The sequence below is a fragment of the Roseateles sp. P2_H4 genome, assembly GCF_056403315.1.
This window is the reverse complement of sequence record NZ_JBFUFR010000028.1, coordinates 25,412-46,021: the sequence shown is the minus strand read 5'-3', so window position 1 is coordinate 46,021 and position 20,610 is coordinate 25,412. Positions and strand designations below refer to the sequence as shown.

The 20,610-nt window shown below is 68.8% G+C and carries 19 protein-coding genes; 8 read left to right on the top strand and 11 right to left on the bottom strand.

All coding sequences use genetic code 11. The annotated features are described in order from the left end of the window. Nucleotides 1-14: 14 nt before the first annotated feature. The 11 genes from AC1DW3_RS20475 to AC1DW3_RS20425 all read right to left on the bottom strand — a co-directional run bounded on the left by AC1DW3_RS20475 (nt 15) and on the right by AC1DW3_RS20425 (nt 9,772). Entirely contained in the window at nt 15-959 is a 945-nt protein-coding gene (locus AC1DW3_RS20475; RefSeq protein WP_477934315.1) for a CIS tube protein, read from the bottom strand. Next, a complete protein-coding gene (locus tag AC1DW3_RS20470; protein WP_056197047.1) occupies nt 956-1,435 on the bottom strand; it encodes a phage tail protein in 480 nt (159 codons plus the stop codon). The genes AC1DW3_RS20475 and AC1DW3_RS20470 overlap by 4 nt, the downstream gene beginning before the upstream one ends. Further along, on the bottom strand, nt 1,432-2,925 hold the full coding sequence (locus AC1DW3_RS20465; RefSeq protein WP_477934312.1) for a hypothetical protein: 1,494 nt from the start codon (nt 2,923-2,925) through the stop codon (nt 1,432-1,434). Before AC1DW3_RS20465 ends, AC1DW3_RS20470 begins: the two co-directional genes overlap by 4 nt. A gap of 13 nt (nt 2,926-2,938) precedes the next feature. Further along, the gene (locus AC1DW3_RS20460; protein WP_056197049.1) at nt 2,939-3,382 is read right to left on the bottom strand and encodes a phage tail protein; all 444 of its coding nucleotides are present in this window, start codon (nt 3,380-3,382) and stop codon (nt 2,939-2,941) included. Between the two features lie 20 nt (nt 3,383-3,402). After that, the gene (locus AC1DW3_RS20455; RefSeq protein ID WP_477934310.1) at nt 3,403-5,271 is read right to left on the bottom strand and encodes a phage tail sheath family protein; all 1,869 of its coding nucleotides are present in this window, start codon (nt 5,269-5,271) and stop codon (nt 3,403-3,405) included. 31 nt (nt 5,272-5,302) lie between these two features. After that, on the bottom strand, nt 5,303-6,073 hold the full coding sequence (locus tag AC1DW3_RS20450) for a hypothetical protein (protein WP_477934308.1): 771 nt from the start codon (nt 6,071-6,073) through the stop codon (nt 5,303-5,305). After that, complete coding sequence (locus AC1DW3_RS20445; protein WP_477934306.1) at nt 6,070-6,660, bottom strand: Pvc16 family protein; 591 nt, start codon at nt 6,658-6,660, stop codon at nt 6,070-6,072. The genes AC1DW3_RS20450 and AC1DW3_RS20445 overlap by 4 nt, the downstream gene beginning before the upstream one ends. 1 nt (nt 6,661) lies before the next feature. Further along, a complete protein-coding gene (locus AC1DW3_RS20440; protein WP_477934304.1) occupies nt 6,662-6,973 on the bottom strand; it encodes a DUF3467 domain-containing protein in 312 nt (103 codons plus the stop codon). A gap of 161 nt (nt 6,974-7,134) precedes the next feature. Further along, nucleotides 7,135-8,139 carry a sigma-54 interaction domain-containing protein gene (locus AC1DW3_RS20435; RefSeq protein WP_477934302.1) on the bottom strand — a complete coding sequence of 335 codons (1,005 nt, stop codon included), beginning with the start codon at nt 8,137-8,139 and terminating at the stop codon, nt 7,135-7,137. A 220-nt stretch (nt 8,140-8,359) separates the two neighbouring features. After that, nucleotides 8,360-9,454, bottom strand: coding sequence for an OmpA family protein (locus AC1DW3_RS20430; RefSeq protein WP_477934300.1), 1,095 nt, complete (start codon nt 9,452-9,454; stop codon nt 8,360-8,362). 27 nt (nt 9,455-9,481) lie between these two features. Next, on the bottom strand, nt 9,482-9,772 hold the full coding sequence (locus tag AC1DW3_RS20425; protein ID WP_477934298.1) for a hypothetical protein: 291 nt from the start codon (nt 9,770-9,772) through the stop codon (nt 9,482-9,484). 573 nt (nt 9,773-10,345) lie between these two features. Here AC1DW3_RS20425 and AC1DW3_RS20420 point away from each other — a divergent pair. From AC1DW3_RS20420 to araG, 8 genes are all read left to right on the top strand, one after another. Beyond that, the gene (locus AC1DW3_RS20420) at nt 10,346-11,722 is read left to right on the top strand and encodes a hypothetical protein (RefSeq protein WP_477934296.1); all 1,377 of its coding nucleotides are present in this window, start codon (nt 10,346-10,348) and stop codon (nt 11,720-11,722) included. A gap of 395 nt (nt 11,723-12,117) precedes the next feature. Then, nucleotides 12,118-13,266, top strand: coding sequence for a galactonate dehydratase (gene dgoD, locus AC1DW3_RS20415; RefSeq protein WP_477934294.1), 1,149 nt, complete (start codon nt 12,118-12,120; stop codon nt 13,264-13,266). Beyond that, on the top strand, nt 13,260-14,159 hold the full coding sequence (locus tag AC1DW3_RS20410) for a 2-dehydro-3-deoxygalactonokinase (RefSeq protein WP_477934292.1): 900 nt from the start codon (nt 13,260-13,262) through the stop codon (nt 14,157-14,159). Before dgoD ends, AC1DW3_RS20410 begins: the two co-directional genes overlap by 7 nt. 1 nt (nt 14,160) lies before the next feature. Continuing rightward, nucleotides 14,161-14,778 (top strand): 2-dehydro-3-deoxy-6-phosphogalactonate aldolase, encoded by a 618-nt coding sequence (locus AC1DW3_RS20405; protein ID WP_477934370.1) that lies wholly within the window; start codon nt 14,161-14,163, stop codon nt 14,776-14,778. A 42-nt stretch (nt 14,779-14,820) separates the two neighbouring features. After that, entirely contained in the window at nt 14,821-17,217 is a 2,397-nt protein-coding gene (locus tag AC1DW3_RS20400; protein WP_477934290.1) for a beta-galactosidase, read from the top strand. Next, nucleotides 17,214-18,104: an SMP-30/gluconolactonase/LRE family protein gene (locus tag AC1DW3_RS20395; RefSeq protein ID WP_477934288.1), complete on the top strand. Its 891-nt coding sequence runs from the start codon at nt 17,214-17,216 to the stop codon at nt 18,102-18,104. Before AC1DW3_RS20400 ends, AC1DW3_RS20395 begins: the two co-directional genes overlap by 4 nt. A 20-nt stretch (nt 18,105-18,124) precedes the next feature. Further along, complete coding sequence (locus tag AC1DW3_RS20390; RefSeq protein WP_477934368.1) at nt 18,125-19,099, top strand: arabinose ABC transporter substrate-binding protein; 975 nt, start codon at nt 18,125-18,127, stop codon at nt 19,097-19,099. Next, complete coding sequence (araG, locus tag AC1DW3_RS20385) at nt 19,096-20,610, top strand: L-arabinose ABC transporter ATP-binding protein AraG (protein WP_477934286.1); 1,515 nt, start codon at nt 19,096-19,098, stop codon at nt 20,608-20,610. The genes AC1DW3_RS20390 and araG overlap by 4 nt, the downstream gene beginning before the upstream one ends.

Here is a 20,610-nt window from a genome sequence, read left to right as displayed (position 1 = left end):
GTCGGTGCTCCATTTCAGTCGTCGAAGCGCAAGGCGCGCGGGGCCTGGCCGACGTTGGCGCGCAGGCCGGCCGCACCGGCGGGCAGGGCGCGGCCGTCGATGCTGAAGCCGGCGCCGACGTCGGTGGCGAGTTGCTGGGCCGCTGGTGGCGGGGCGAGGCGACCGGCGTCGAAACGCAGCGTCGGTGCGGAGGCGGAGAGGCCAATGCCGGCACCCGCGCCGATTCCTGCACCCACGCCGGCACCGATGCCCACACCTGCACCACCGGCGAATGACACCGCGGCCTTGAGCTCGACCTTGGCGCCCACCGCAAGCGTCGCGCCCGCCGAGAAGCGCAGGCTGGCCTCACCATTCATGCTGGCGATGGCGCGGGCGGCGCGCAGGTCGCCACCCAGGCCCGCGATGCCGGCCGCGCCACCCAGCCCGCCCGCCACCTCGAAGGCGCTGCTGCGGGCGCGCGATGCGTTGGCGGCGGCCGGGTTGTCGCGCTCCAGGGCGCTGAACTCGTTGGGCTGCTCCTTCAGGGCCAGGGCGACGCTGGAGCGCAGCGGCACGCCCTCGGGTGAGAAGAAGTCCAGCGTCTCGCGGTAGCTGTCCGAGATGCCGGTGAAGGTGAAGGTGCCCCACTCGAAGCGCAGCGTCGGCGGCGTGAAGGCGGCGCTGGACTCGGCGCTCTGGGTGCCGGTGGCATCCGGCGAGCGCACGGCGGCGCGCAGGCGGCGCGTGATGGTGCGAACGTCTTCGCCGGTGTGGGTGGTGTCGAAGAGCAGGTCCAGGCCGAGCTTGGCGCTGGACTGGGTGGCCGTCTGCGTGGTGCTGCCACTGCCGCTCTGCGGGCTGGTGGAGTTGGTGATCTCGACCTGCAGCGACACCGGGTTGAAGTGCACCTCGACGGTGTCGATGTCCTGCCCATTCCTTTGCAGGACGATCTTGGCCTTCACGACATTGGGAGCAGTCATGATGTCGAGTGCTCCAGTCCTTCGTGGACGATGTGCAGCTCTTCCACGCCCACGTCGGTGCCGCGCGCATTGAGGTCGGCGGCCTTGAACTTGACGGGCATGGCGCGGCGCAGGGTCCAACCCATGACGCGCTCGCCGGTCGTGCTGCGGATCTCGATCTCGGCCTTGAGGCGGTTCACATAGCCGCCCTGGCCCAGCAGCTCGAACCACTGCCAGAGGTCGCGCGAGCGGGTGATGCCGCGCTTGAGCACGACGGTGGCGAAGTTGACGCCGCCGGGGCGCTGCACGCTGCCCCAGTTGCGGCCGCCTTCGCGGATGCTGCGCGGCTCCATGGTGGCTTCGAGGCCGGTCAGCTCGCTGAAGGCGCCCTGGCAGAGCGTCGCGTCGTCGCCGCCGCTGCCGTCTACCGGGTCGCGGCTGAAGGACACATGAAAATTGAACACGCCGATCGGGGCGCCCCGTGCATCGGCGCTCATGCGGCCTCCGCGGTGTGGGCGAGGGGTTCGGCGTCCTGCCAGTTGACGCTGCCGTCCTCGGCCAGAGCCAGCTCGATGCGGATGTGCTCGATGGCGGCTTGCGGCGCGAACTGCACCAGCACGATGACGCGGCCGGCGTCGAGGTCGCTCTGCGTCATCACGCTGCGGTCGCAGCGCACCGTGAAGGCTTCGGACGCGCTGCTACCGCGCAGGGCGCCGGCCTGCCAGTAGCTGGCCAGCATGTCCTCGAAACGGCTGCGCACCCGCGCCCACAGCGCTTCGCCGGAGGTCTCGAAGACGAGCGTCGCGCCGACCATGCGGGCCGTGCGCAGCAACTGGCCCAGCAGGCGCACGACGCCGGCGCTGCGCCATTCACGCACGGCGCTCAACGACGGATCGCTGAGCAGGCGGATGCCGTTGGCTGTGGGACCGAACAGCGCGAAGGTTTCGGACAGCGGCCAGCCGCTGCGGCGGCTGTCGAGGTTGGACAGATAGCCGGCGAACTGGCCGCGCGGGGGCGAGCGCAGCTCCTCGTCGCGCGGCTGGGGCACGACGGCCAGCACGCCCATGGGCGCCTGGCCTGCCGCCGGCCGTACCGGGCCATTGGCCAGCACCGAAGCGGCGATCAGGCCGGCCAGCGCGCCATCGGGCGGGATCAGGCCTTCGGGTGTGCGCACCTCGCGCAGTGGCAGCAGCCAGGGCGTGGCGCACTCCACCATGCTGGTCTGCAGCGTGATGGCGGCGCTGAGCTGGCGCGCGGCCTGGGTGTCGCGGGCGGCCAGCGGCGCGGCGACGAGCAGCATCAGGTCGCGGCGCTGTCGCGCGAGCGTGTTGCGCAGCCTCAGCACATTGCTGTTCCAGAGTTCGAAGGCCGCGTCGGACAGCCGCGGCGCCGCAAGTTGCCGCACGCCGTTGGTCGGCGGCGTGGCGAAGGTGGGCGTGCCGCATTCGACAAAGACTTCGGGCACGACGGCAGCCACGCCTGGGTCGCCGGGGATGGGAGGCTGGTTCAGATTCGCGTGCAGCTCGGGCAGGTCGGGCGCCAGCACGAAGCTGACGTCCTCCAGCGTCCAGGCCTGCTGCATGGCGACGTCCAGCGCGTCGAACAGCGTCACGGCGGGTGTCGAGCCCAGCGGCCAAGGCAGACCCAGGCAGAGCACATAGGCCTTGCGCCCGCCGTTGGCGAAGAAGTCGCGCACCGCCAGGCCCAGCCAGTCGTCGGCGAGTTCGCTGCGGCCCTGCACGGCGCGGGCATGCCAGTCGAACAGGCTGTCGAAGGCGTCCCAGGTGTCGATGGGCGCCGGCATGCCGAGCAGGGTCTCGCGCACGGCGGCGTCCTTGAAGCCCCTGGCGTTGAGCCAGTCCGACACCGTGCGCGGCAGCGCCACGCCGGCGCGGCGCGTCGTCCAGCCCACGAACAGCGCGATGTCGGCGCGGGCCGGATGCGGGCGCTCGACAGGGCGGGTCGACTCGAAGCTCAGTCCGTACATGGAAGCGGCCCGCTCACGCGGCCTCGATCTCCAGGCCTTCGGACGACAGCACCAGCTCTTCCATGGCGACGTCGCCGCCGCCCTTGGCGGCCAGCGTCGGGCCGGTGTACTTGAGCGGGATGGCGTTGCGCAGCAGCCAGACCTGCACCGGGTTGCGGGCCTCGTCGAGCAGGGTGATGGAGATGTTCTTCTGCGCATTGACGCCGGTGGTGCGGGTCTCCTTGACCCAGTCCCACAGCGACTTGGAGCTGATGATGCCGCGCTTGAGCGTGACGTCGCCGACCTTGTGGACGCCGGGGATCTTGCGCACATGGTTCTCGGCGTCGTTGCCGTAGCGGTACTCGGCCACGGTGATTTCGGAGCCGAGGCCGGAGACGTCGGAGAAGCCGCCGAAGGCTTCCGCGCCGTCGAAGTTGACGAGGAAGTTGAAGGCGCCGTAGGGGACTTTGCGTGCCATGGAAGTGCTCCTGCTGCTGGTCAATCACGCGAGTCGGCGGTCTTCTGGCCGATGCGGAAGATCACGAACTCGGCGGGCTTGAGTGCCGCCACGCCGATCTGGCAGACCAGGCGGCCGTTGTCCAGGTCGTTCTGCGTCATCGTCGAGCGGTCGCAGCGCACGAAATAGGCCTCCTCGGCCTTGCCGCCCAGCAGGGCGCCATTGCGCCATTCGTTGTAGAGGAACTGCGCGATGGTTTCGCGGATGTTGGCCCACAGGCGCTCGCCATTGGGCTCGAACACGGCCCACTGGGTGCTGCGGTCGATGGAGGCTTCCAGGTAGTTGAAGTAACGCCGCACATTGACGTATTTCCATTCGGGGTCGCTGCTGGCCGTGCGGGCGCCCCAGACGCGATAGCCGCGGCCCGGGAAGTAGCGCAGGCAGTTGACGCCGAGCGGGTTCAGCACCTCCTGCTCGCCGAAGCTGACGTCGCGCTCGAAGCGCAGCGCGCCGCGCACGATCTCGTTGGCGGGTGCCTTGAAGACACCGCGCTCGATGTCGTTGCGCGCGTAGATGCCGCAGACGAAACCCGAAGGCGGCAGCGCGATCTCGCGCGGGATGTCATCGCGGCCGGGTCGCGCATTGGGGTTGGCGATGACGACCCAGGGGTAGTACATCGCGGCGTATTTGCTGTCGATGGTGGCGCGGGCTTCGCGCGCGGCACCGGCGTTGAGGCCGGCGTTGGTGTCGAGCACGGCGATGCGGTACATGCGCCGGCCTTCGGCGTGGGTGATCAGCGAGTTGCGGATGGCGTCGCGCGCGGCATAGGCGCTGGAGCCGGGGGCAGCGACGATGGCGATGTCGTCGAGTTTGGCCAGGGCGGCGAAGGCGCCGATGTAGCTGGCGTCCATGGGCTCGGCGCCGTCGTTGCCGCCGGTCAACGCGAAGGAGCCGCGGCGGCCGGTGGCGTTGGCGGCGGTCGGGAACAAGGCGGCGAGCAGCTGGAAGGCGTTGACGGCGCTGCCGAGGTTGGCGGCGTAGAGGTTCTCGATCTGGTCGACGCGCCGGTTGGGTTGCGGCGGCATCACGGTGCCGAGCCAGCGTGGGTGGCCGCGGTCGTAGCCGAGGTCGTCGATGGCCAGGCTGCCGCCATCGGCGTCGGTCGCAATGACGGCCAGCGTGATCAGCGAGACGGAGGCGAGCAGGGCTGCCGCGGCGTCGCGCTGGGCCTGGTTGCCGGCGGCGGCGATGGCGGCCTGGGCGGCAGCGTCGGGTGCGGTGACGGCACCATCGCCGGCGTCGGTCAGCGCATGCCAGCCATCGGCGCGCTTGACGAAGTAGCTGTGAGGCGCGGCCACGCCGCTGCGGGCCAGCGAGCCGATGGGCGTGCTGTCCAGCACGCGCTGCGGGGCGGGCGCGATGATTTCGCGCGTCTGGATGCCGCGCAGCTGGGGCTGCTCACGCGTGGGCACGGCGCCGTTGCCGCTGGCGCCCGGGAAGCGGGCGACGAAGCGGATGCGGTTGGTGTCGTCCTCGGCCGGCAGTACGGCGGGCAAGACGGCGGCCGGACGCAGGTCAGCGGTACTCGCCAGGCCGGAGTCGTTGGCGCCGCGCGCCAGGAACACGCGCGCCACATAGAGCCGCGAACCGCCCTCGTTGAAATAGGCCCGCACGGCATGCGCCAGGAAGTTGATCGCGTCGGCCTGCAGGTCGAGATTGGCCGTGCCGCCGTAGATGCGCTCGAAGTCGGCGAAGCTGGTCAGAATCTCGGGCAGCAGCTCGGCCGTGGCGATGGGGCCCTTGCGCGTGGGCCCGGCGAAGGCCGTCGTGCTCGTGCCCACGCCCTCGATGGACTTGGCACGAAAACTGGTTTCTTCGACGTATACGCCTGGGGCGAGGTATTCGGGCATGGTGTGCCTCCTTCAATCGTTCAAGCAGGACTCAGGGGAGCGTCAGGTTCATCACTTCGATGCGGCCGCTGGCGAGGTTGCGCGGCACGATCAATCGGGAGAGCCCCGCGCCCAGGACGCGTGCGGCCAGCAGATCGGGGTCGACGAGGGCGCCGGGGGCCAGCGCGGTCTCTGCGCTGACGATGACGTCGACGGCGATCTCGGTTTCGACCACCAGCTCGTCGGCGCCCGGCGTGACCTGGGCGACGCCGACGACGGCCACCAGGGCCTCGCCGCGCGCGTCCGTCATGCCGCGGCCCAGCACGGCGTCACTGCCGGCGCGTTGCACGCGGATGACGGCCTGGGCCGCGGGAGCGCCGGTGCGCCGCACGCTCAGGCGCAGGGCGGCCCAGGTGGGCAGCAGGCTGGTGGCGGAGGAGGGATCGAGCGTGACCGGCGCCGCGTCGAAGAGGGCGGGCGTGGCCCCGGGAGCGGCAGCGAGCGGTGAGCGCGGCAGGTCCAGCGTGAAGCGACGCGCCAGATAGCGGCCGGCCGGATCGCTCACCGTGCCGGGCAGGGACAGCGCCGGCGCAGGCGGGATGGGATCGAAGGCGTTCTCGTAGTCGCGGCGGGCATCGCGGTTGGCGAGGTCGTCCAGGGCCGTCACGACGAAGAAGCCGCTGCGGTTGCGCTGCAGCCGGGCGCCGGGCAGGTCCACCCGCAGCGGGCTCGCTATGGTGTGGCCGGACATGGCGTCGACAAAGCGCAGTGCGCCCCAGACGCGGCGAACGTCGGTCTCTATCGAGTGGAAGACGGCACTCATGCGGGCACGCCTCCATAGTCGAAGCGCCGCGCCACGACGGGCAGGGCGTCCGGCTCCTCGACATCCAGCTGCACGATGCGCGCCACATAGGGCGCGCTGAGGCGGTAGCTGGGCGTGATGGCATCCCAGACGCGCATCATGTCTTCCACCGTGATCTCGGCGGGGATTAGCTGCACGACCTCCTCGGCAGACCAGCCGCCGTTGCTGGACAGCGTGGACGCATCGAGGATGGGCTCGCGGTGCAGTTCGCGCAGCACCCAGGCAAACGCGGCCAGCTCCAGCGCGGTGTTGGCCGACCAGATGGACAGCAGCAGATGGACGTCCAGCGAAAGAGGGCGGTTGGACAGGCCAGGCGTGCGGCGTGCGTCGCTCGCGCTCAGATTGCGCATCTGCTCGTTGATGGTGACGCGATAGGGCCAGACCGACAGCACCGCGCCCTGTATGTTGAGGTCGGCCAGCAAGGCGCCGCTGCCGACGGCCTGGAAGGAGACGTCGCCATGGCGCTGGCGCAGCGCGGGCGTCCAGGCGTTGTCCAGCCTTTGCGCCAGCGACTCGGCGAGGGAGAGGAGGGCGGACTCGTTGGCCATGTCAGTAGGTGGAGTCCTGGGGCACGACGCCGCTGCCGGCCGCCGTCACCGGGCCGTACTCGGCTTCGTAGCGCTGCATGGACTCCGACAGCAGCTGCAGCAGCGCCTTGGCATAGGCCGGCGTCATCACCACGCGGGTCGGCATCCCATGCGTCAGCGCCTCGCCGTCATAGGCCTGGGCCATGCGCAGCAGCACCTCGTTGCGGCTGAAGCCGACCTCGAACTGGTTGGCATATTGATAGCCGGCCGAGGCGGCCGCGACGAGGCAACCGTCGGCGGCCCAGTCACGTCGAACGTCGATTGGCGACTTCATGCACGCTGTTCCGCAAGGGGCGTGCCATGTCGGGCGGCCCGTGTGGGCCCTTATGAATCAACGACTTGCGTCTTCGTGCGTGAACGGTGTCACAAGGCGGATGTGACACGGCGCCGGGAAAGCCTCGGCGAATCAGGCACTTGCGGTGTCACAGGCTGGTGTTACGGCGCACGTGCGCTGCGGCCAGGTTCCGGCGCGATGTGGAACTGCTTCATCTTGCGATACAGCGTCATGCGCGACCACTGCAGCATCTCCGCGGCTCGCGTGCGGTTCCATTCGCAGCGCTCGAGGGCTTCGATCACGCGGCTCGATTCATCGTTGCTGTCGTGCGCCTCGATGCAGGACAGCGGCAGCTCGCCGGCGTCCAGCGGACGGCCGTCGAACACCAGTCCGGCCGCCTCGACCAGGTTGCGCAGTTCGCGGGCATTGCCGGGCCAGTCGTGCTGCTGCATCAGGGCCATGGCCGCCGGCGTCACGCGCACCGGGCCGGCGCCGCCGCCGGCGTCGTTCAATTGACCCGCGAAATGCTCGAACAGCGGCGCCACGTCTTCGGGTCGCTGCCGCAGCGGCAGCAACTCGACGCGAGCCACGTTCAGCCGGTAGAACAGGTCGGCCCGGAACGTGCCTTTGCGCACCGCCTGTTCCAGCGCGCAATGCGTTGCCGCGACGATGCGCACGTCCACATGCCGGCTGCGCATCGCCCCGATCGGGAAGACCTCGCGCGTCTCGAGCACACGCAGCAGCTTGGCCTGGGCATGCAAGGGCATGTCGCCAATCTCGTCGAGGAACAGCGTGCCGCCGCTGGCCAGGGAAATCTTGCCGGGATAGGCCGCATGCGCGCCGGTGAAGGCGCCGCGCTCGTAGCCGAAGAGTTCGCTGTCCAGCAGCGTGTCAGGCAGCGCCGCGCAATTGATGCTGACCATGGGGCCAGCACGGCGCTCGCCGAGTTCGTGCAGGGCGCGTGCGACGCAGTCCTTGCCGGTGCCGGTTTCACCGGTGATCAGCACGCTGCATTGCGAGCGCGCCAGCAGCGGCAGCCGCGCACGCAGCGCAGCCAGCGCCGGGCTCGGGCCGACGATGCCGGCCAAGGCGTCCTTCAGCGCACGCGCCGGCCGAGCGTCGGCCTGTCCTGACACCAGGGCAGGCAACTGCTTGGGCGTGCTCACTGAGGTCACGGGATAGGCCTTCCTTCGCTGCCTGCCACGTCGCCACGTTGCGGTGGCGGCTGTCATGGCTTCGTGCAGCGAACCGGGGTTGTACGACCGGAACCCGGCAGAGGTCATCCTTAACCGCTCGGAAATTCGCAGACAGCTTAGGGGGGCGTGCATTTGTTATTTAACATAATGCACATTGTCGCCATATAGGAGGCCATGGACTTCGGCAAGTTCAGCGTGTCGGCAAAGGCAGCGGCACGAAAAGCAACTCGACGCTTCTATTCTCCGGCTGGGCGACTTCGGGGCCTGTCACGACCGGCAGATCGGCCTTTGCCAGTTCCGAGGCGAACACTCGGGCCGCGGCAACGCCGCCCTGATCCTGAAGTGCGCGCCGGACTGCTGCAGCCCGCTTGGCGGCAAGCGCGCGGTTGACTTGTCCGCCTGCCACCATGTCGGTGTGGGCCAGCAGCAGCAAGCCCATGCTCGGCTGCTGACGAAGAGTCGTCGAGGCTTCGTTCAGTACGGCATATGCCGCGCCGTCCAGTTCATGCGAGTTGTTCGCGAAGGTGACCTTGCGCGCTGCTGGCGTGGGCTGGCCTGCGGGACAGGACGCGCAGGACACCGCAACCTGGACCACCGGGGGCTTGGCCGGCCCGTCGTCCTTCTTTGGCGGGTTGGCGGCCCAGGCGAATACCAGCAGCGCGATCAGACTTGCCGCGCCCAGGTTCTGAACCTTTTTCAGGCCCTGTTCAACTCTGTCGGCCAGCCTGGTCACGGTGGCCCAGAAGCCGATGTCCCGCAGGTTCTGCTCGTACTGCGCATACTTCTTTCGAAGCGCTTCAAGCACAGCCGCGTCCAGCGTCTTTTGCGCGAGCGCCTTTTCAGCGTCTTCGATCTCCTGCCACTCGTCGTCGAGGTATTTCTCGAAAGCCTCGTAGGAGTTGATCTTCTCCGGCAGCAGGTCGCTGCGCGTCCGGTCGAACTCCGCCTTCACATGGAGGAGCTCTTCCGTCTCCGCGGGTGGCAGACCCAGCTGCTGAATCTGCTCGTTGGTGAAGGAGTCGCGCAGGATGATCGGATTCAGCAGGTCCGGCCGCAGCATGAAGGTGAGTTCCTTCCACCCCATGTACAGACAGACCGCCACCGTCGCCAGGCCAACGACGGCCGCCAAGAATCGAAGCGACAGCAGGTCCAGTGCGCCTATTCCTGAAAACGGCGAGCCGGCGATGACCGCGCCCGCCGTCCCGGCGAGAATGGTCGACATCGTCTTGACGTTCTCGCGGAGATTTGCCCGCGGCGTCGCGTATGCATCCACGTTGTCACTCATGGGGCCGGGTCCTTGATAGCGCGCCGACTACGTGCCCGGCACGTAGTAGAGCTGCACGGTCTGGATGCCAGGGCTCAGCTCAGCCCCCCTGCTCGCCACGTCGCCCAGGTCCAGGGGCGCAGTCAGATCCTGCTTCAACAGCAGAACGTTCAGCGTGTGCGCGTTGGCGAGCACCCCGTGTTCGGTCTGGCTAGTCAGATGCTCGGCAACGGCTTTGGCCGAATACCTGTTCAGGTCGCTCCATAGCGCGGCGTACCGCGCGACAGGTGCCGCCCTGCGAATGGACTTGCCCCATGCCTCCTTGAGCTCCGGATCCATCAAATCCAACCGCGCGACGTGGACGAGTCGACTGGGAAGTTCCAGTCCCGAGTCGAGTGGGGATCTGAACATCGAGGGCAACGGAATTCGCGGCCGGCCCGGCCTGGTCGACTGCTCGGGGGGCTGAGGAGCTGGCGCGTTCTGTGGCGGCGGCGGCGGCGGCGAGGTCGCTTCACCCGGGTATCTGAAGCGGCGCCTGTCAAAAGGCAAGTCGAGACCACCCATGGCGAAAAGGCGGCTTCGCTGCAGCTCGATGGTCCGACGCCCGTCGTCCAATACCAGGACGCCTTCGGCCGTGAGACTGAGTTTTGTGCCCATCCGTCCACCCCGCTGCGGGAGCGCCTCCTCAGCTCGCATCTCACACCAAGTTGATCGAAGCTGTATCCACAAGATTGGGGACTTGGCGAGAAGCCCTTCCCTCTGTCGTCGTGCGTGCTTGCGCGCCGACAGGTCGCCCGCTGCCGCTCATCAATTCAGACGAGAGTTCCGCCCGTCACCCTGGACCGCACAGACCACCAGGCATAGATTCAGCGCGAATCAGCCACGGCCCGCCACGGGCCACAGGGAGGCGATATGCGCGCGATCTTGTTGGCCGGACTCCTTGGCATCGCGACGGCAGCACAGGCCGGGTTCTGCTCCAGGTTCCCCGACAAGGCCAGCAGCGCCTACGACGCCACGGCCAAGAAGATCAAGCTGCCGTGGCGCACCGACCTGCCCAGCACAGTTCCCGCGACACAGCATGCCTGGCAGGCGGCGGGCATGGACTTCGAGAGCGACTGGCGCGGCTATATCGCGGCGGTGATGGGCGAGGTCAAGGCCTCGGGGATCGCGATCAAGGGCAACAAGATCACCATGCCGGCCAACTCGCCGTGGTGGATCACCCCGTGGATGGACTACACCGCCACCGGCCGGGATCCGTTGATCGGCATGACGACGGAGCGCGGGCCGGATCCCGGCGATCTGTCGCCGAAGTCGAAAGCCGGGCACAAGACGCTGGCGATCGGTTGGTACAACGCCGAAGGTGCCGCGTCGCTCAAGGAGATCTTCAGCGACCCCTGCGACCCCAAGCTGCCGCAGCTCCCAGGCGGCGCACGCTGGACGTTCAAGCCGCAAACGGTGGCGTTCAAGTTCCTGTTCACGGATGCTCCGGTGTCCGAGGTCGCCTACCTGGCGGGCGCGCCGACGGTGCGTGCCATGGCGGCGGGCACGTCCACCCTCCTTCGCTTGATCCAGGTCGACGTGGCGGTCAGGGATCCCCGCGCCACGCAAACCAGCTGGGTGTTCGGGACCTATGTCTGGGTCGGGCCGGCCAAGGGCGACAAGCTGTTCGACAACCTCGAGCCGGTCGGCCTGATGTGGGGCAATGACCCCGGCGTGCAGGCCAGCACCCTGGCTGCCTTCGCACCGGTTCAAGAGTCCAAGCTCAACGACGCGCTGGCCGGCAAGGTCTGGCAGGCCAACGGCAGCGGCTGGCCGCAACGGCCCTACCCTGGCTTCCAGGGCCGGCTCAACGGCCCGGCTGACAACTGGCGCTCGGCCTGCCTGGCCTGCCATGCCTCCGCCCAATACCCGCGCGACGCGCAACTCGGTGCGCCACCGCGCGGCGTCAAGGCTACGGACTCCCTCACGCCGGCCGAGATCACGGCCAAGTTCGCGCCCTATTTCGTCAACGTGGCCAGCGGCCACCTGATCAACCCGCAGGCTGACCAGACCACGCCCCTGCCCGCGGCGCCGCTGGATTACTCGCTGCAGTTGCAGACCGCCTTCACCCGGATTTGCCAGGCCTGCGCCCGTGGCGACCTGAAAGGCACGACACCGTCGGTGTGCAAGCAGGCGTCGCCGCCGATCAACACGGCGAATTGCCCGCTCAAGACGGCCGCGCCCTCGGCGCTGCACAAGGCCCTGACCGCGCGCAAGGGCAACTTGAACGAGGCCCTGCCCCGGCAGTAGCAGGCGCGGCCGTTTTGCACGAAATAGCCCCGCCGCAGTGCTCGCAGGCTCGGTACCGCATCGTTCCATGCCGGCAATGCATAGGGTTAACCCGCGACAACCAAGTAAAAACCCTAAGATAGCGCTGCATCAACAAAGAAAGGGAAACAAATGGAACTGCTCATCGTTGCTCTGGCGCTGTCCACCGTGGCCGTCATCGCTCAACTCGCTGACGTCACCACCAAGCGCGACTGAAATCGCTTCACCACCGTCTCAAGGGCTGCTTCTGCAGCCCTTTTGCTTTTCTGGCTCCGACACAGCAATACGAAATCCATATAGCTGCCCGCAAAGAATCGATATTTCAGAACTAGCAGCCCCTCCTAAGCTCACGGCCGTTCCTGTCTCCCTCACGGCCCATGCGAATCACCAAGCTGACGACCTACCGCCTCGCCCCGCGGTGGATGTTCCTGAAGATCGACACCGACGCCGGCATCAGCGGCTGGGGTGAGCCCGTCATCGAGGGCAAGGCGCGCAGCGTCGAAGCCGCCGTGCACGAGTTCGAGCCCTATCTGGTCGGCCAGGACCCGTCCCGCATCAATGACCTCTGGCAGGTCATGTACCGCGGCGGCTTCTACCGCGGTGGCGCCATCCTGATGAGTGCCATCGCCGGCATCGACCAGGCGCTGTGGGACATCAAGGGCAAGGTGCTGGGCGCCCCCGTCCACGAACTGCTGGGCGGCCTGGTGCGCGACAAGATGAAGGTCTATTCCTGGGTCGGTGGCGACCGCCCGGCCGACGTCATCCGCGACATCAAGCGGCTGCGCGAAGGGGGGTTCGACACCTTCAAGATGAACGGCTCGGAGGAGATGGGCCTCATCGACAGCGCCCGCAAGGTGGACGAGGCCGTGGCCCGCATCGCCGAGATCCGCGACGCCTTCGGCCACGACATCGAGTTCGGCATCGACTTCCATGGCCGCATCGGCGCGCCGATGGCCAAGGTCATGCTGAAGGCGCTGGAGCCCTATCGCCCGCTGTTCGTCGAAGAGCCCGTGCTTGCGGAGCAGGACGAGACCTATGCCCGCCTGGCCGAACACACGGCCATCCCGCTGGCGGCCGGCGAGCGCATGTATTCGCGCTTCGAGTTCAAGCGCGTCTTCCAGGCCGGCGGCCTGTCCATCGTGCAGCCCGACCTGTCGCATGCCGGTGGCATCACCGAGTGCATGAAGATCGCCTCGATGGCCGAGGCCTACGACGTGGCCTTCGCGCCGCATTGCCCGCTGGGGCCCATCGCGCTGGCGGCCTGCCTGCACGTGGACTTCGTCTCGCACAACGCCGTGCTGCAGGAGCAGAGCATGGGCATCCACTACAACCAGGGTGGCGAGCTGCTGGACTATGTGCTGAACAAGGAAGACTTCCACATCGAGAACGGCTACATGAAGCCGCTGACCAAGCCCGGCCTGGGTGTGGTGGTCGATGAGGACAAGGTCATCGAGGCGAGCAAGAACGCGCCCGACTGGCGCAACCCGCTGTGGCGCCACGCGGATGGCAGCGTGGCCGAATGGTGAACGACGGCCGCCTCATCGCGCTGGATTGGGGCAGCACACGGCTGCGCGCCTTCCTGCTCGGGGCCAACGGCGCCATGCTGGCCTCGCGTCAGTCCGAGCAGGGCGCTTCGACGCTGTCGGGTGAGGCGGCCTTCGCGCAGGCCTTCGCTGCCATCACGGCGGACTGGCCCGCCCTGCCCGTGCTGGCCTGCGGCATGGTTGGCAGCCAGCATGGCTGGCGTGAGGCGCCCTATGCGCCCTGCCCGGCCGATGCCGCTGCCTTGGTCCGGCATGCGTTGAAGCTCGACGAGCGCATCGCCATCCTGCCCGGCCTGATGCATGACGATGGCCAGCCCGACGTCATGCGCGGCGAGGAGACGCAGATCGTCGGCGCCCTCGCCCTGCATCCCGAGCTGGCCGCGCAGTCCTGCCTCGTGCTGCCTGGCACGCATTCCAAATGGGCGCGTGTCCAGGCCGGCCGGGTGACGGGTTTTGCCACCCACATGACCGGCGAGCTGTACGCGCTGCTGCGCCAGCATTCCGTGCTGGCCCGGCTGATGCCGGCCGACGGCGGCGCCCCGCCCTCCCCTCAGGCCTTCCTCGCCGGCGTCGATGCTGCGCGCAAGGACGGTGGCCTGGGACACCAGCTGTTTGCCGTCCGCACGCTCGGCCTCTTCAAGCGTCTGCCGCCCGAGCAACTGCCCGACTACCTCTCCGGCCTGCTGATCGGCCACGAGATCGCCAGCGAACTGAAGACCGGCCAGCCCGAGGGCCTCGCCCTCATCGGCGACCCGGCGCTGTGCGAGCGCTACGCCCTCGCCCTCAGCCGCTTCGGCATCGAAGCGCCGCTGCAACTCGACAACACCGCGCCCGCCGGCCTCTGGCAGCTGGCGCAAACCATGGGGCTTGACTGACATGCTCGACCCGGCACTGCAACAACTCCCTCTCGTGGCCATCCTGCGCGGCGTGAAGCCCGACGAGGTCGAGGCCATCGCCGACAGCCTCTACGCCGAAGGTTTTCGCGTCATCGAAGTGCCGCTGAACTCGCCGCAGGCGCTGGACTCCATCGCCCGCCTGGCGCGCCGCATGCCCGGCGATGCGCTGATCGGCGCCGGCACCGTGCTCAGTGCCGACGCGGTGCGCGACGTGCAGATCGCCGGCGGCCGCCTCATCGTCATGCCGCATGCCGACGTGGCCGTCATCCGCGTCGCCAAGGCGCGCGGCCTGGCTTGCGTGCCCGGTGCGGCGACGCCGACCGAGGCCTTTGCGGCGCTGCAGGCCGGCGCCGACGCGCTCAAGCTCTTCCCGGCCGAACTCGTCACGCCGCCGGTCGTCAAGGCCATGCGCGCCGTCTTGCCCAAGGAGTTTCGCCTGCTCCCCGTGGGCGGCATCACGCCCGAGACGATGGCGCCCTTCCGCAAGGCGGGCGCTGCCGGCTTCGGCCTCGGCTCGGCTCTCTATGCCCCCGGCATGGGCGCCGCCGATGTGGCCGCGCGGGCGAAAGCCTTCGTGCAGGCCTGGCGCGCGTACTGACGCGCGACCCAAAAAACCAGAACAACAACACCGGAGACTCCCATGGACCGCATCCGCACGCTGAGCGTGGCGCTGCTGCTGGCGGCGCTCGGCCCCGCCGCCGGCGCCGACACGCTGCTCAGGCTGGACGCCCGCGCCGACGTGCCGGCGCCGACGACCGGCCATCTGCAGCTCGGCACGGCGCGCACGCCCAAGGGCCAGACGCTGGCCGTCAACAGCCAGTATTTGCTGCGCGACGGCCAGCCCTGGCTGCCGGTCATGGGCGAGTACCACTTCAGCCGCGCGCCGGCGTCGCAATGGGATGCGCAGCTGCGCCTGATGAAGGCCTCGGGCATCGACATCGTCGCCAGCTATGTGTTCTGGAATCACCACCAGGAGCAGCCCGGCGCCTTCAACTGGAAGGGCAACCACGACCTGCGCCGCTTCGTGCAACTGGCGCAGGCCGCGGGCCTGCAGGTGGTCGTGCGGCTGGGACCGTGGGCGCATGGCGAGGCGCGCTACGGCGGCATCCCCGACTGGGTTGTCGACAAGATGCCCACGCGCGGCAACGACGCCGAATACATGGGCCATGTCGAGCGCCTGTACGCCGAGATCGGCGCGCAGATCAAGGGCCTGCTGTGGAAGGACGGCGGCCCGGTCATCGGCGTGCAGCTGGAGAACGAATACAACCTCCGCGGCGCTGGCCGTGGCGAGGAACACATCAGCGCCTTGAAGAAACTGGCGCTGAAGGCCGGCATGGATGTGCCGCTGTACACCGTCACCGGCTGGGACGGCACGGTCTACCCCTCCGGCGAGGTGACGCCCGTGTTCGGCGGCTATCCGGACGAGCCCTGGGCGACCAGCACCCAGGAGCTGCCACCCAAAGAGACGCACGCCTTCCGCTTCGACACCCGCGTCAGCGGCGACCTCGGCGCGCAGACCCAGTCCCACGCGCCCGGCACCGCCGAGACCGACAAGGACAAGGTGCCCTTCCTCGGCGCCGAATACGGCCCCGGCCTGCCGGCCATGTACCGCCGCCGCACGCTGGTGTCGCCCGACGACATCGCCGCCATGCTGCCCGTGCAGCTCGGCTCGGGCGTCAACCTGTTCGGCTATTACATGTTCCACGGTGGCCGCAACCCGGTGGGCGTGGGCGGCACGGGCCTCGAGGAAAGCACGCTGAGCGGCGGCTACAACGACACGCCGCGCATCAGCTACGACTTCCAGGCGCCGCTCGGCCCCGACGGCCAGCAGCGCCCGGTGCTGGCCAAGCTGCGCCCCTTCCACTATTTCCTGCGCGATTACGGCGCCCGGCTCGCAACGATGACGGTGCGCCAGCCCGCGCGCACGCCGGCCAACCCGGCCGACCTGCAGACGCCGCGCTGGTCGGTGCGCGCATCGGGCGACAGCGGCTTCCTGTTCTTCAACAACCATGTGCGCCAGTACGCCATGCCGGCCCAGACCGGTGTGCGCTTCGAGGTGCAGTTGCCGGGCGGCACGCTGACGCTGCCCAGCCAGCCTGTCGACATCCCGAACGGCGCCTACTTCATCTGGCCGCTGAATCTCGATCTCGACGGTGTGAAGCTGCGCTACGCCACGGCCCAACCGGTGGCGCGCCTGGACGCGGGCGCACAGGGCATCGTCCATGTGTTTGCGCCGACGCCGGGCGTGCAGGCCGAGTTCGCGCTGGCCGACGGCGTCAAGACCCTGTCGTCCCAGGGCGGGCAGTTGCTGACCCTCGGCAAGGCCGGCGGTCGTGCGGTCAGCGTGCTGCTGCTGTCGCAGGAGGAGGCTTCGCAGCTGCAGATCCTCGACATCGCCGGCCAGCGCCGACTCGTCTTCAGCGAGCAGCAGGCCTGGGTGGCCGATGGCAAGCTGCAACTGCGCGGCCTGGCCACGCAGCCCCTGCATGCGGCCGTCTTCCCTGCGCTGGCCAAGCCCAGGGCGCCAGGTTTGCAGACGCGCCAGGACGGCCCGCTGCAGCACCTCGAGTTCAAGCCCGAGGCGAGCGAGCCGACGCTGCAGATCACCGCCACGCGCCCCGCCGGCAAGGCGCCGCCCGTGCTGAAGGGCGGCCTGGCCAAGGCGGCCGTGCAGCCGATTCCCGAAGCCTTTGCCAGCGCGGCGGCCTGGTCGCTGAAGCTGCCTCAGCCGCTCGCGGCTGATGCCGAGGATGTGCTGCTGGAGCTGGACTTCGTCGGCGACATCGGCCGCGTCTTTGCCGGCCCCCGCATGCTCGACGACTGGTACTACAACGGCCAGCGCTGGCAGATCGGCCTGCGCCAGTTCGCGCTGAAGCCGGGCCAGGAACTCCAGCTCAGCGTGCTGCCGCTGCGCGCCGATGCGCCCATCTACATCGACGCCGCGCACCGCCCGACTTTCTCTGCCGGCCAGACCCAGATCGCCGAGCTGCGCGGCGCCCGCCTGCTGCCCATCCGCCGCGTCGCCATCACGCCATGAATCAGCCTCTCGACCTGGTGCTGCCGCACAACGCCATGCTGGGCGAGGGCCTGCTGTGGCGGGATGGGCGCTGGTGGTGGACAGACATCGAGGGCGCCACGCTGAACGCGTGGCGCCCAGGCGATGCCGCAGCCCTGGCCTGCCGCCTGCCCGACCGCCTGGGCAGCTTTGCCCACTGCCGCTCCGGCCGGGTGCTGCTCGGCCTGGCCAAGCGAATCGCCCTGGCGACCGTGAGCGACGCGCTGGAGCTGGGCAGCTTGCAGACGCTGGCGCCGGTGGATGCCGCCGAGGCGCGCACTCGCGTCAACGACGGCCGCACCGACCGCAGTGGCCACTTCGTTTTCGGCACCATGAACCAGGCCAAGGAGAAGCGGCCCATCGCCAGCTTCTACCAATACTCGCTGCAGCACGGCCTGCGCCGGCTCGCGCTGCCGGCCGTGGCCATCGCCAACAGCATCTGCTTCAGCCTCGACGGCCGAACCATGTACTTCTGCGACACGCTGACGCAGCGCATCCAGCAGTGCGACTACGACGCTGCGGAAGCCCAGGTCGACAACATCCGCCTGTTCACGCAGATGGACAGCAAGGACGCCTGGCCCGACGGCTCGGTCATCGACGCCGAGGGCTGCCTGTGGAACGCCCAATGGGGTGCCGGCCGTGTGGCACGCTACGACCCCGCGGGTGAGCTGATGGGCGTGCTGACCGCCCCGGCCGCCCACACCAGTTGCCCCGCCATCGGCGGCGAGGGCATGGACCAATTGATGCTCACCACGGCCCGGGCCGAGCTGAGGCGCGACGCGCTCGCCGCCCAACCGCTGTCCGGCAGCCTGTTCGGCCTGCGCCTACCCACGGCTCTGGGTGTTGAAGACTCGTTATTCGAAGACTGAAGGAGACAACGATCATGAAGATGCAACGACGCGCCGCCCTCGCTCTGGCCCTGCTGGCCACACCCTTCGCGCTGCAAGCGGCTGAGGCGGTCAAGGTCGGCTTCCTCGTCAAGCAGGCGGAGGAACCCTGGTTCCAGGACGAATGGAAGTTTGCCGAACAGGCGGCGAAGGACAAGGGCTTCACGCTGGTGAAGATCGGCATCCCCAACGGCGAAAAGATGATGGCCGCCATCGACAACCTGGCGGCCCAGAAGGCTGTCGGCTTCGTCATCTGCGCGCCGGACGTGAAGCTCGGCGTGGCCGTCAACCGTGCCGCCAAGCGCCACAACCTCAAGGTCATGTCGGTGGACGACCAGCTCGTCGACGGCGCCGGCAAGCCCATCGCCGACATCCCGCACATGGGCATCTCGGGCTTGGAGATCGGCAAGCAGGTCGGCCAGGGCCTGCTCGCCGAGATGAAGACGCGCGGCTGGAAACTCGACGAAGTCGGCGTGCTGCGCGTGGCCTTCGACCAGTTGCCCACCGCCCGGGATCGCACCATGGGCGCGGTGGAAGCCCTCAAGGCGGCCGGCATGCCCGCCGCCAACATCGTCGACGCCCCCCAGGCCAAGACCGACACCGAGAGCGCCTTCAACGCGGCCAACATCGCCTTCACGAAGAACGCCAAGTTCAAGCGCTGGGTGGCCTTCGGCCTGAACGACGAAGCGGCCCTCGGTGCCGTGCGCGCCGCGGAAGGCCGCGGCATCAAGCAGGACGCCATGCTGGCCATCGGCATCGGTGGCAGCCAGACGGCACTCAACGAATTCACCAAGCCCACGCCCACCGCCTTCTACGGCACGGTGCTGATCAGCCCCAAGCGCCATGGCTACGAAACCGCCGTTGCCGTCTACGAGTGGGCCACGGCCGGCAAGGCGCCCGCCCCCGTCACGCTGACGGCCGGCACGCTGATGACGCGCCAGAACCAGGCCGAGCTGCGCAAGCAAATGGGTTTGTGATGTCGTCCCTGCAGTTCGACAACATCAGCAAGCATTTCCCCGGCGTCAAGGCGCTGAACGGGGTGAGCTTCGAGGCGCGCGCCGGTCAGGTCATGGGCCTGCTCGGTGAGAACGGCGCGGGCAAGAGCACGCTGCTGAAGATCCTCGGCGGCCAGTACAAGCCCGACGGCGGCCGCCTGCTGCTGGAGGGCCAGGAGCGCCACTTCGGTTCAGCCGGCGACGCCATTGCCGCCGGCGTGGCCATCATCCACCAGGAGCTGCAGTACGTGGCCGAGCTGACGGTGGCCGAGAACGTGCTGCTGGGCCGGCTGCCGACACGCTTCGGCCTGGTCGACCACAAGGCCGCACGCCGGCTGGTTGCCGAGCAGTTGGCCGCGATTGGTGTGGACCTGGACCCGGCCGCACGCCTGTCCGAGCTGTCCATCGCCCAGCGCCAGATGGTGGAGATCTGCAAGGCCGTCATGCAGGACGCCAAGGTCATCGCCTTCGACGAGCCCACCAGCAGCCTGTCGCACCGCGAGACCGAGATCCTGTTCAGGCTGGTGAAGCGCCTGCGCGCCGAGGGCCGCACGCTGATCTACATCTCGCACCGGCTGGAAGAGCTGTACGAGCTCTGCGACGCCTGCACCATCTTCCGCGACGGCCGCAAGATCGTCACGCACGAGGTGATGGCCGAGGTGCCGCGCGAACGACTGATCGCCGACATGGTCGGCCGCGAGCTGCAGGACATCTACGACTACCGCACGCGCCAGCAAGGCCCCATGCGGCTGGAGGCGCGGGGCCTGCACAGTGCCCGCCTGCCCGAGCCGCTGAGCTTCGCGATGCGCGGCGGCGAGGTGCTGGGTTTCTTCGGCCTGGTGGGCGCCGGCCGCAGCGAGCTGATGCGCCTGCTCTACGGTGCCGATGCGCGCCGTGGCGGCGAAGTGCTGCTGGACGGCAAGACCGTCTCCGCGGCCGGCCCGTCGGCGGCCATCGCGGCTGGCATCGTGCTCTGCCCCGAGGACCGCAAGGAGCAGGGCATCCTGGCGCACTCGTCGGTGGCCGAGAACATCAACATCAGCTGCCGCCGCCATGGCCTCGCGGGTGGCATCTTCCTGCGCCACGGCCAGGAGGCCCAGCGCGCCGACGACTTCATCCAGAAGCTGCGCATCAAGACGCCCAGCCGCGAGCAGGAGATCCGCCTGTTGTCGGGCGGCAACCAGCAGAAGGTCATCCTCGCGCGCTGGCTGGCCGAGCCGGGGCTGAAGGTGCTCATCCTCGACGAGCCGACGCGCGGCATCGACGTGGGCGCCAAGAACGAGATCTACAAGATCATCCACGACGTGGCCGCTTCGGGCTGCTGCGTCATCGTCATCTCCAGCGAACTGCCCGAGGTGCTGGGCATCACCGACCGCCTCATCGTCATGCGCGACGGCCGCATCAGCGGCGAGCTGTCGCGCGAACAAGCCAGCGAGACCGCCGCGCTCGCCCTGGCCCTTCCGGACGGAGCGCCTGCCGCGCCTCTGCACTGA

What these genes read in the sequence shown, in the direction of transcription:
- AC1DW3_RS20475 (WP_477934315.1), bottom strand. Translation starts at nt 959, where the DNA reads ATGACTGCTCCCAATGTCGTGAAGGCCAAGATCGTCCTGCAAAGGAAT.
- AC1DW3_RS20470 (WP_056197047.1), bottom strand. Translation starts at nt 1,435, where the DNA reads ATGAGCGCCGATGCACGGGGCGCCCCGATCGGCGTGTTCAATTTTCAT.
- AC1DW3_RS20465 (WP_477934312.1), bottom strand. Translation starts at nt 2,925, where the DNA reads ATGTACGGACTGAGCTTCGAGTCGACCCGCCCTGTCGAGCGCCCGCAT.
- AC1DW3_RS20460 (WP_056197049.1), bottom strand. Translation starts at nt 3,382, where the DNA reads ATGGCACGCAAAGTCCCCTACGGCGCCTTCAACTTCCTCGTCAACTTC.
- AC1DW3_RS20455 (WP_477934310.1), bottom strand. Translation starts at nt 5,271, where the DNA reads ATGCCCGAATACCTCGCCCCAGGCGTATACGTCGAAGAAACCAGTTTT.
- AC1DW3_RS20450 (WP_477934308.1), bottom strand. Translation starts at nt 6,073, where the DNA reads ATGAGTGCCGTCTTCCACTCGATAGAGACCGACGTTCGCCGCGTCTGG.
- AC1DW3_RS20445 (WP_477934306.1), bottom strand. Translation starts at nt 6,660, where the DNA reads ATGGCCAACGAGTCCGCCCTCCTCTCCCTCGCCGAGTCGCTGGCGCAA.
- AC1DW3_RS20440 (WP_477934304.1), bottom strand. Translation starts at nt 6,973, where the DNA reads ATGAAGTCGCCAATCGACGTTCGACGTGACTGGGCCGCCGACGGTTGC.
- AC1DW3_RS20430 (WP_477934300.1), bottom strand. Translation starts at nt 9,454, where the DNA reads ATGAGTGACAACGTGGATGCATACGCGACGCCGCGGGCAAATCTCCGC.
- AC1DW3_RS20425 (WP_477934298.1), bottom strand. Translation starts at nt 9,772, where the DNA reads ATGGATCCGGAGCTCAAGGAGGCATGGGGCAAGTCCATTCGCAGGGCG.
- AC1DW3_RS20420 (WP_477934296.1), top strand. Translation starts at nt 10,346, where the DNA reads ATGCGCGCGATCTTGTTGGCCGGACTCCTTGGCATCGCGACGGCAGCA.
- dgoD (WP_477934294.1), top strand. Translation starts at nt 12,118, where the DNA reads ATGCGAATCACCAAGCTGACGACCTACCGCCTCGCCCCGCGGTGGATG.
- AC1DW3_RS20410 (WP_477934292.1), top strand. Translation starts at nt 13,260, where the DNA reads ATGGTGAACGACGGCCGCCTCATCGCGCTGGATTGGGGCAGCACACGG.
- AC1DW3_RS20405 (WP_477934370.1), top strand. Translation starts at nt 14,161, where the DNA reads ATGCTCGACCCGGCACTGCAACAACTCCCTCTCGTGGCCATCCTGCGC.
- AC1DW3_RS20400 (WP_477934290.1), top strand. Translation starts at nt 14,821, where the DNA reads ATGGACCGCATCCGCACGCTGAGCGTGGCGCTGCTGCTGGCGGCGCTC.
- AC1DW3_RS20395 (WP_477934288.1), top strand. Translation starts at nt 17,214, where the DNA reads ATGAATCAGCCTCTCGACCTGGTGCTGCCGCACAACGCCATGCTGGGC.
- AC1DW3_RS20390 (WP_477934368.1), top strand. Translation starts at nt 18,125, where the DNA reads ATGCAACGACGCGCCGCCCTCGCTCTGGCCCTGCTGGCCACACCCTTC.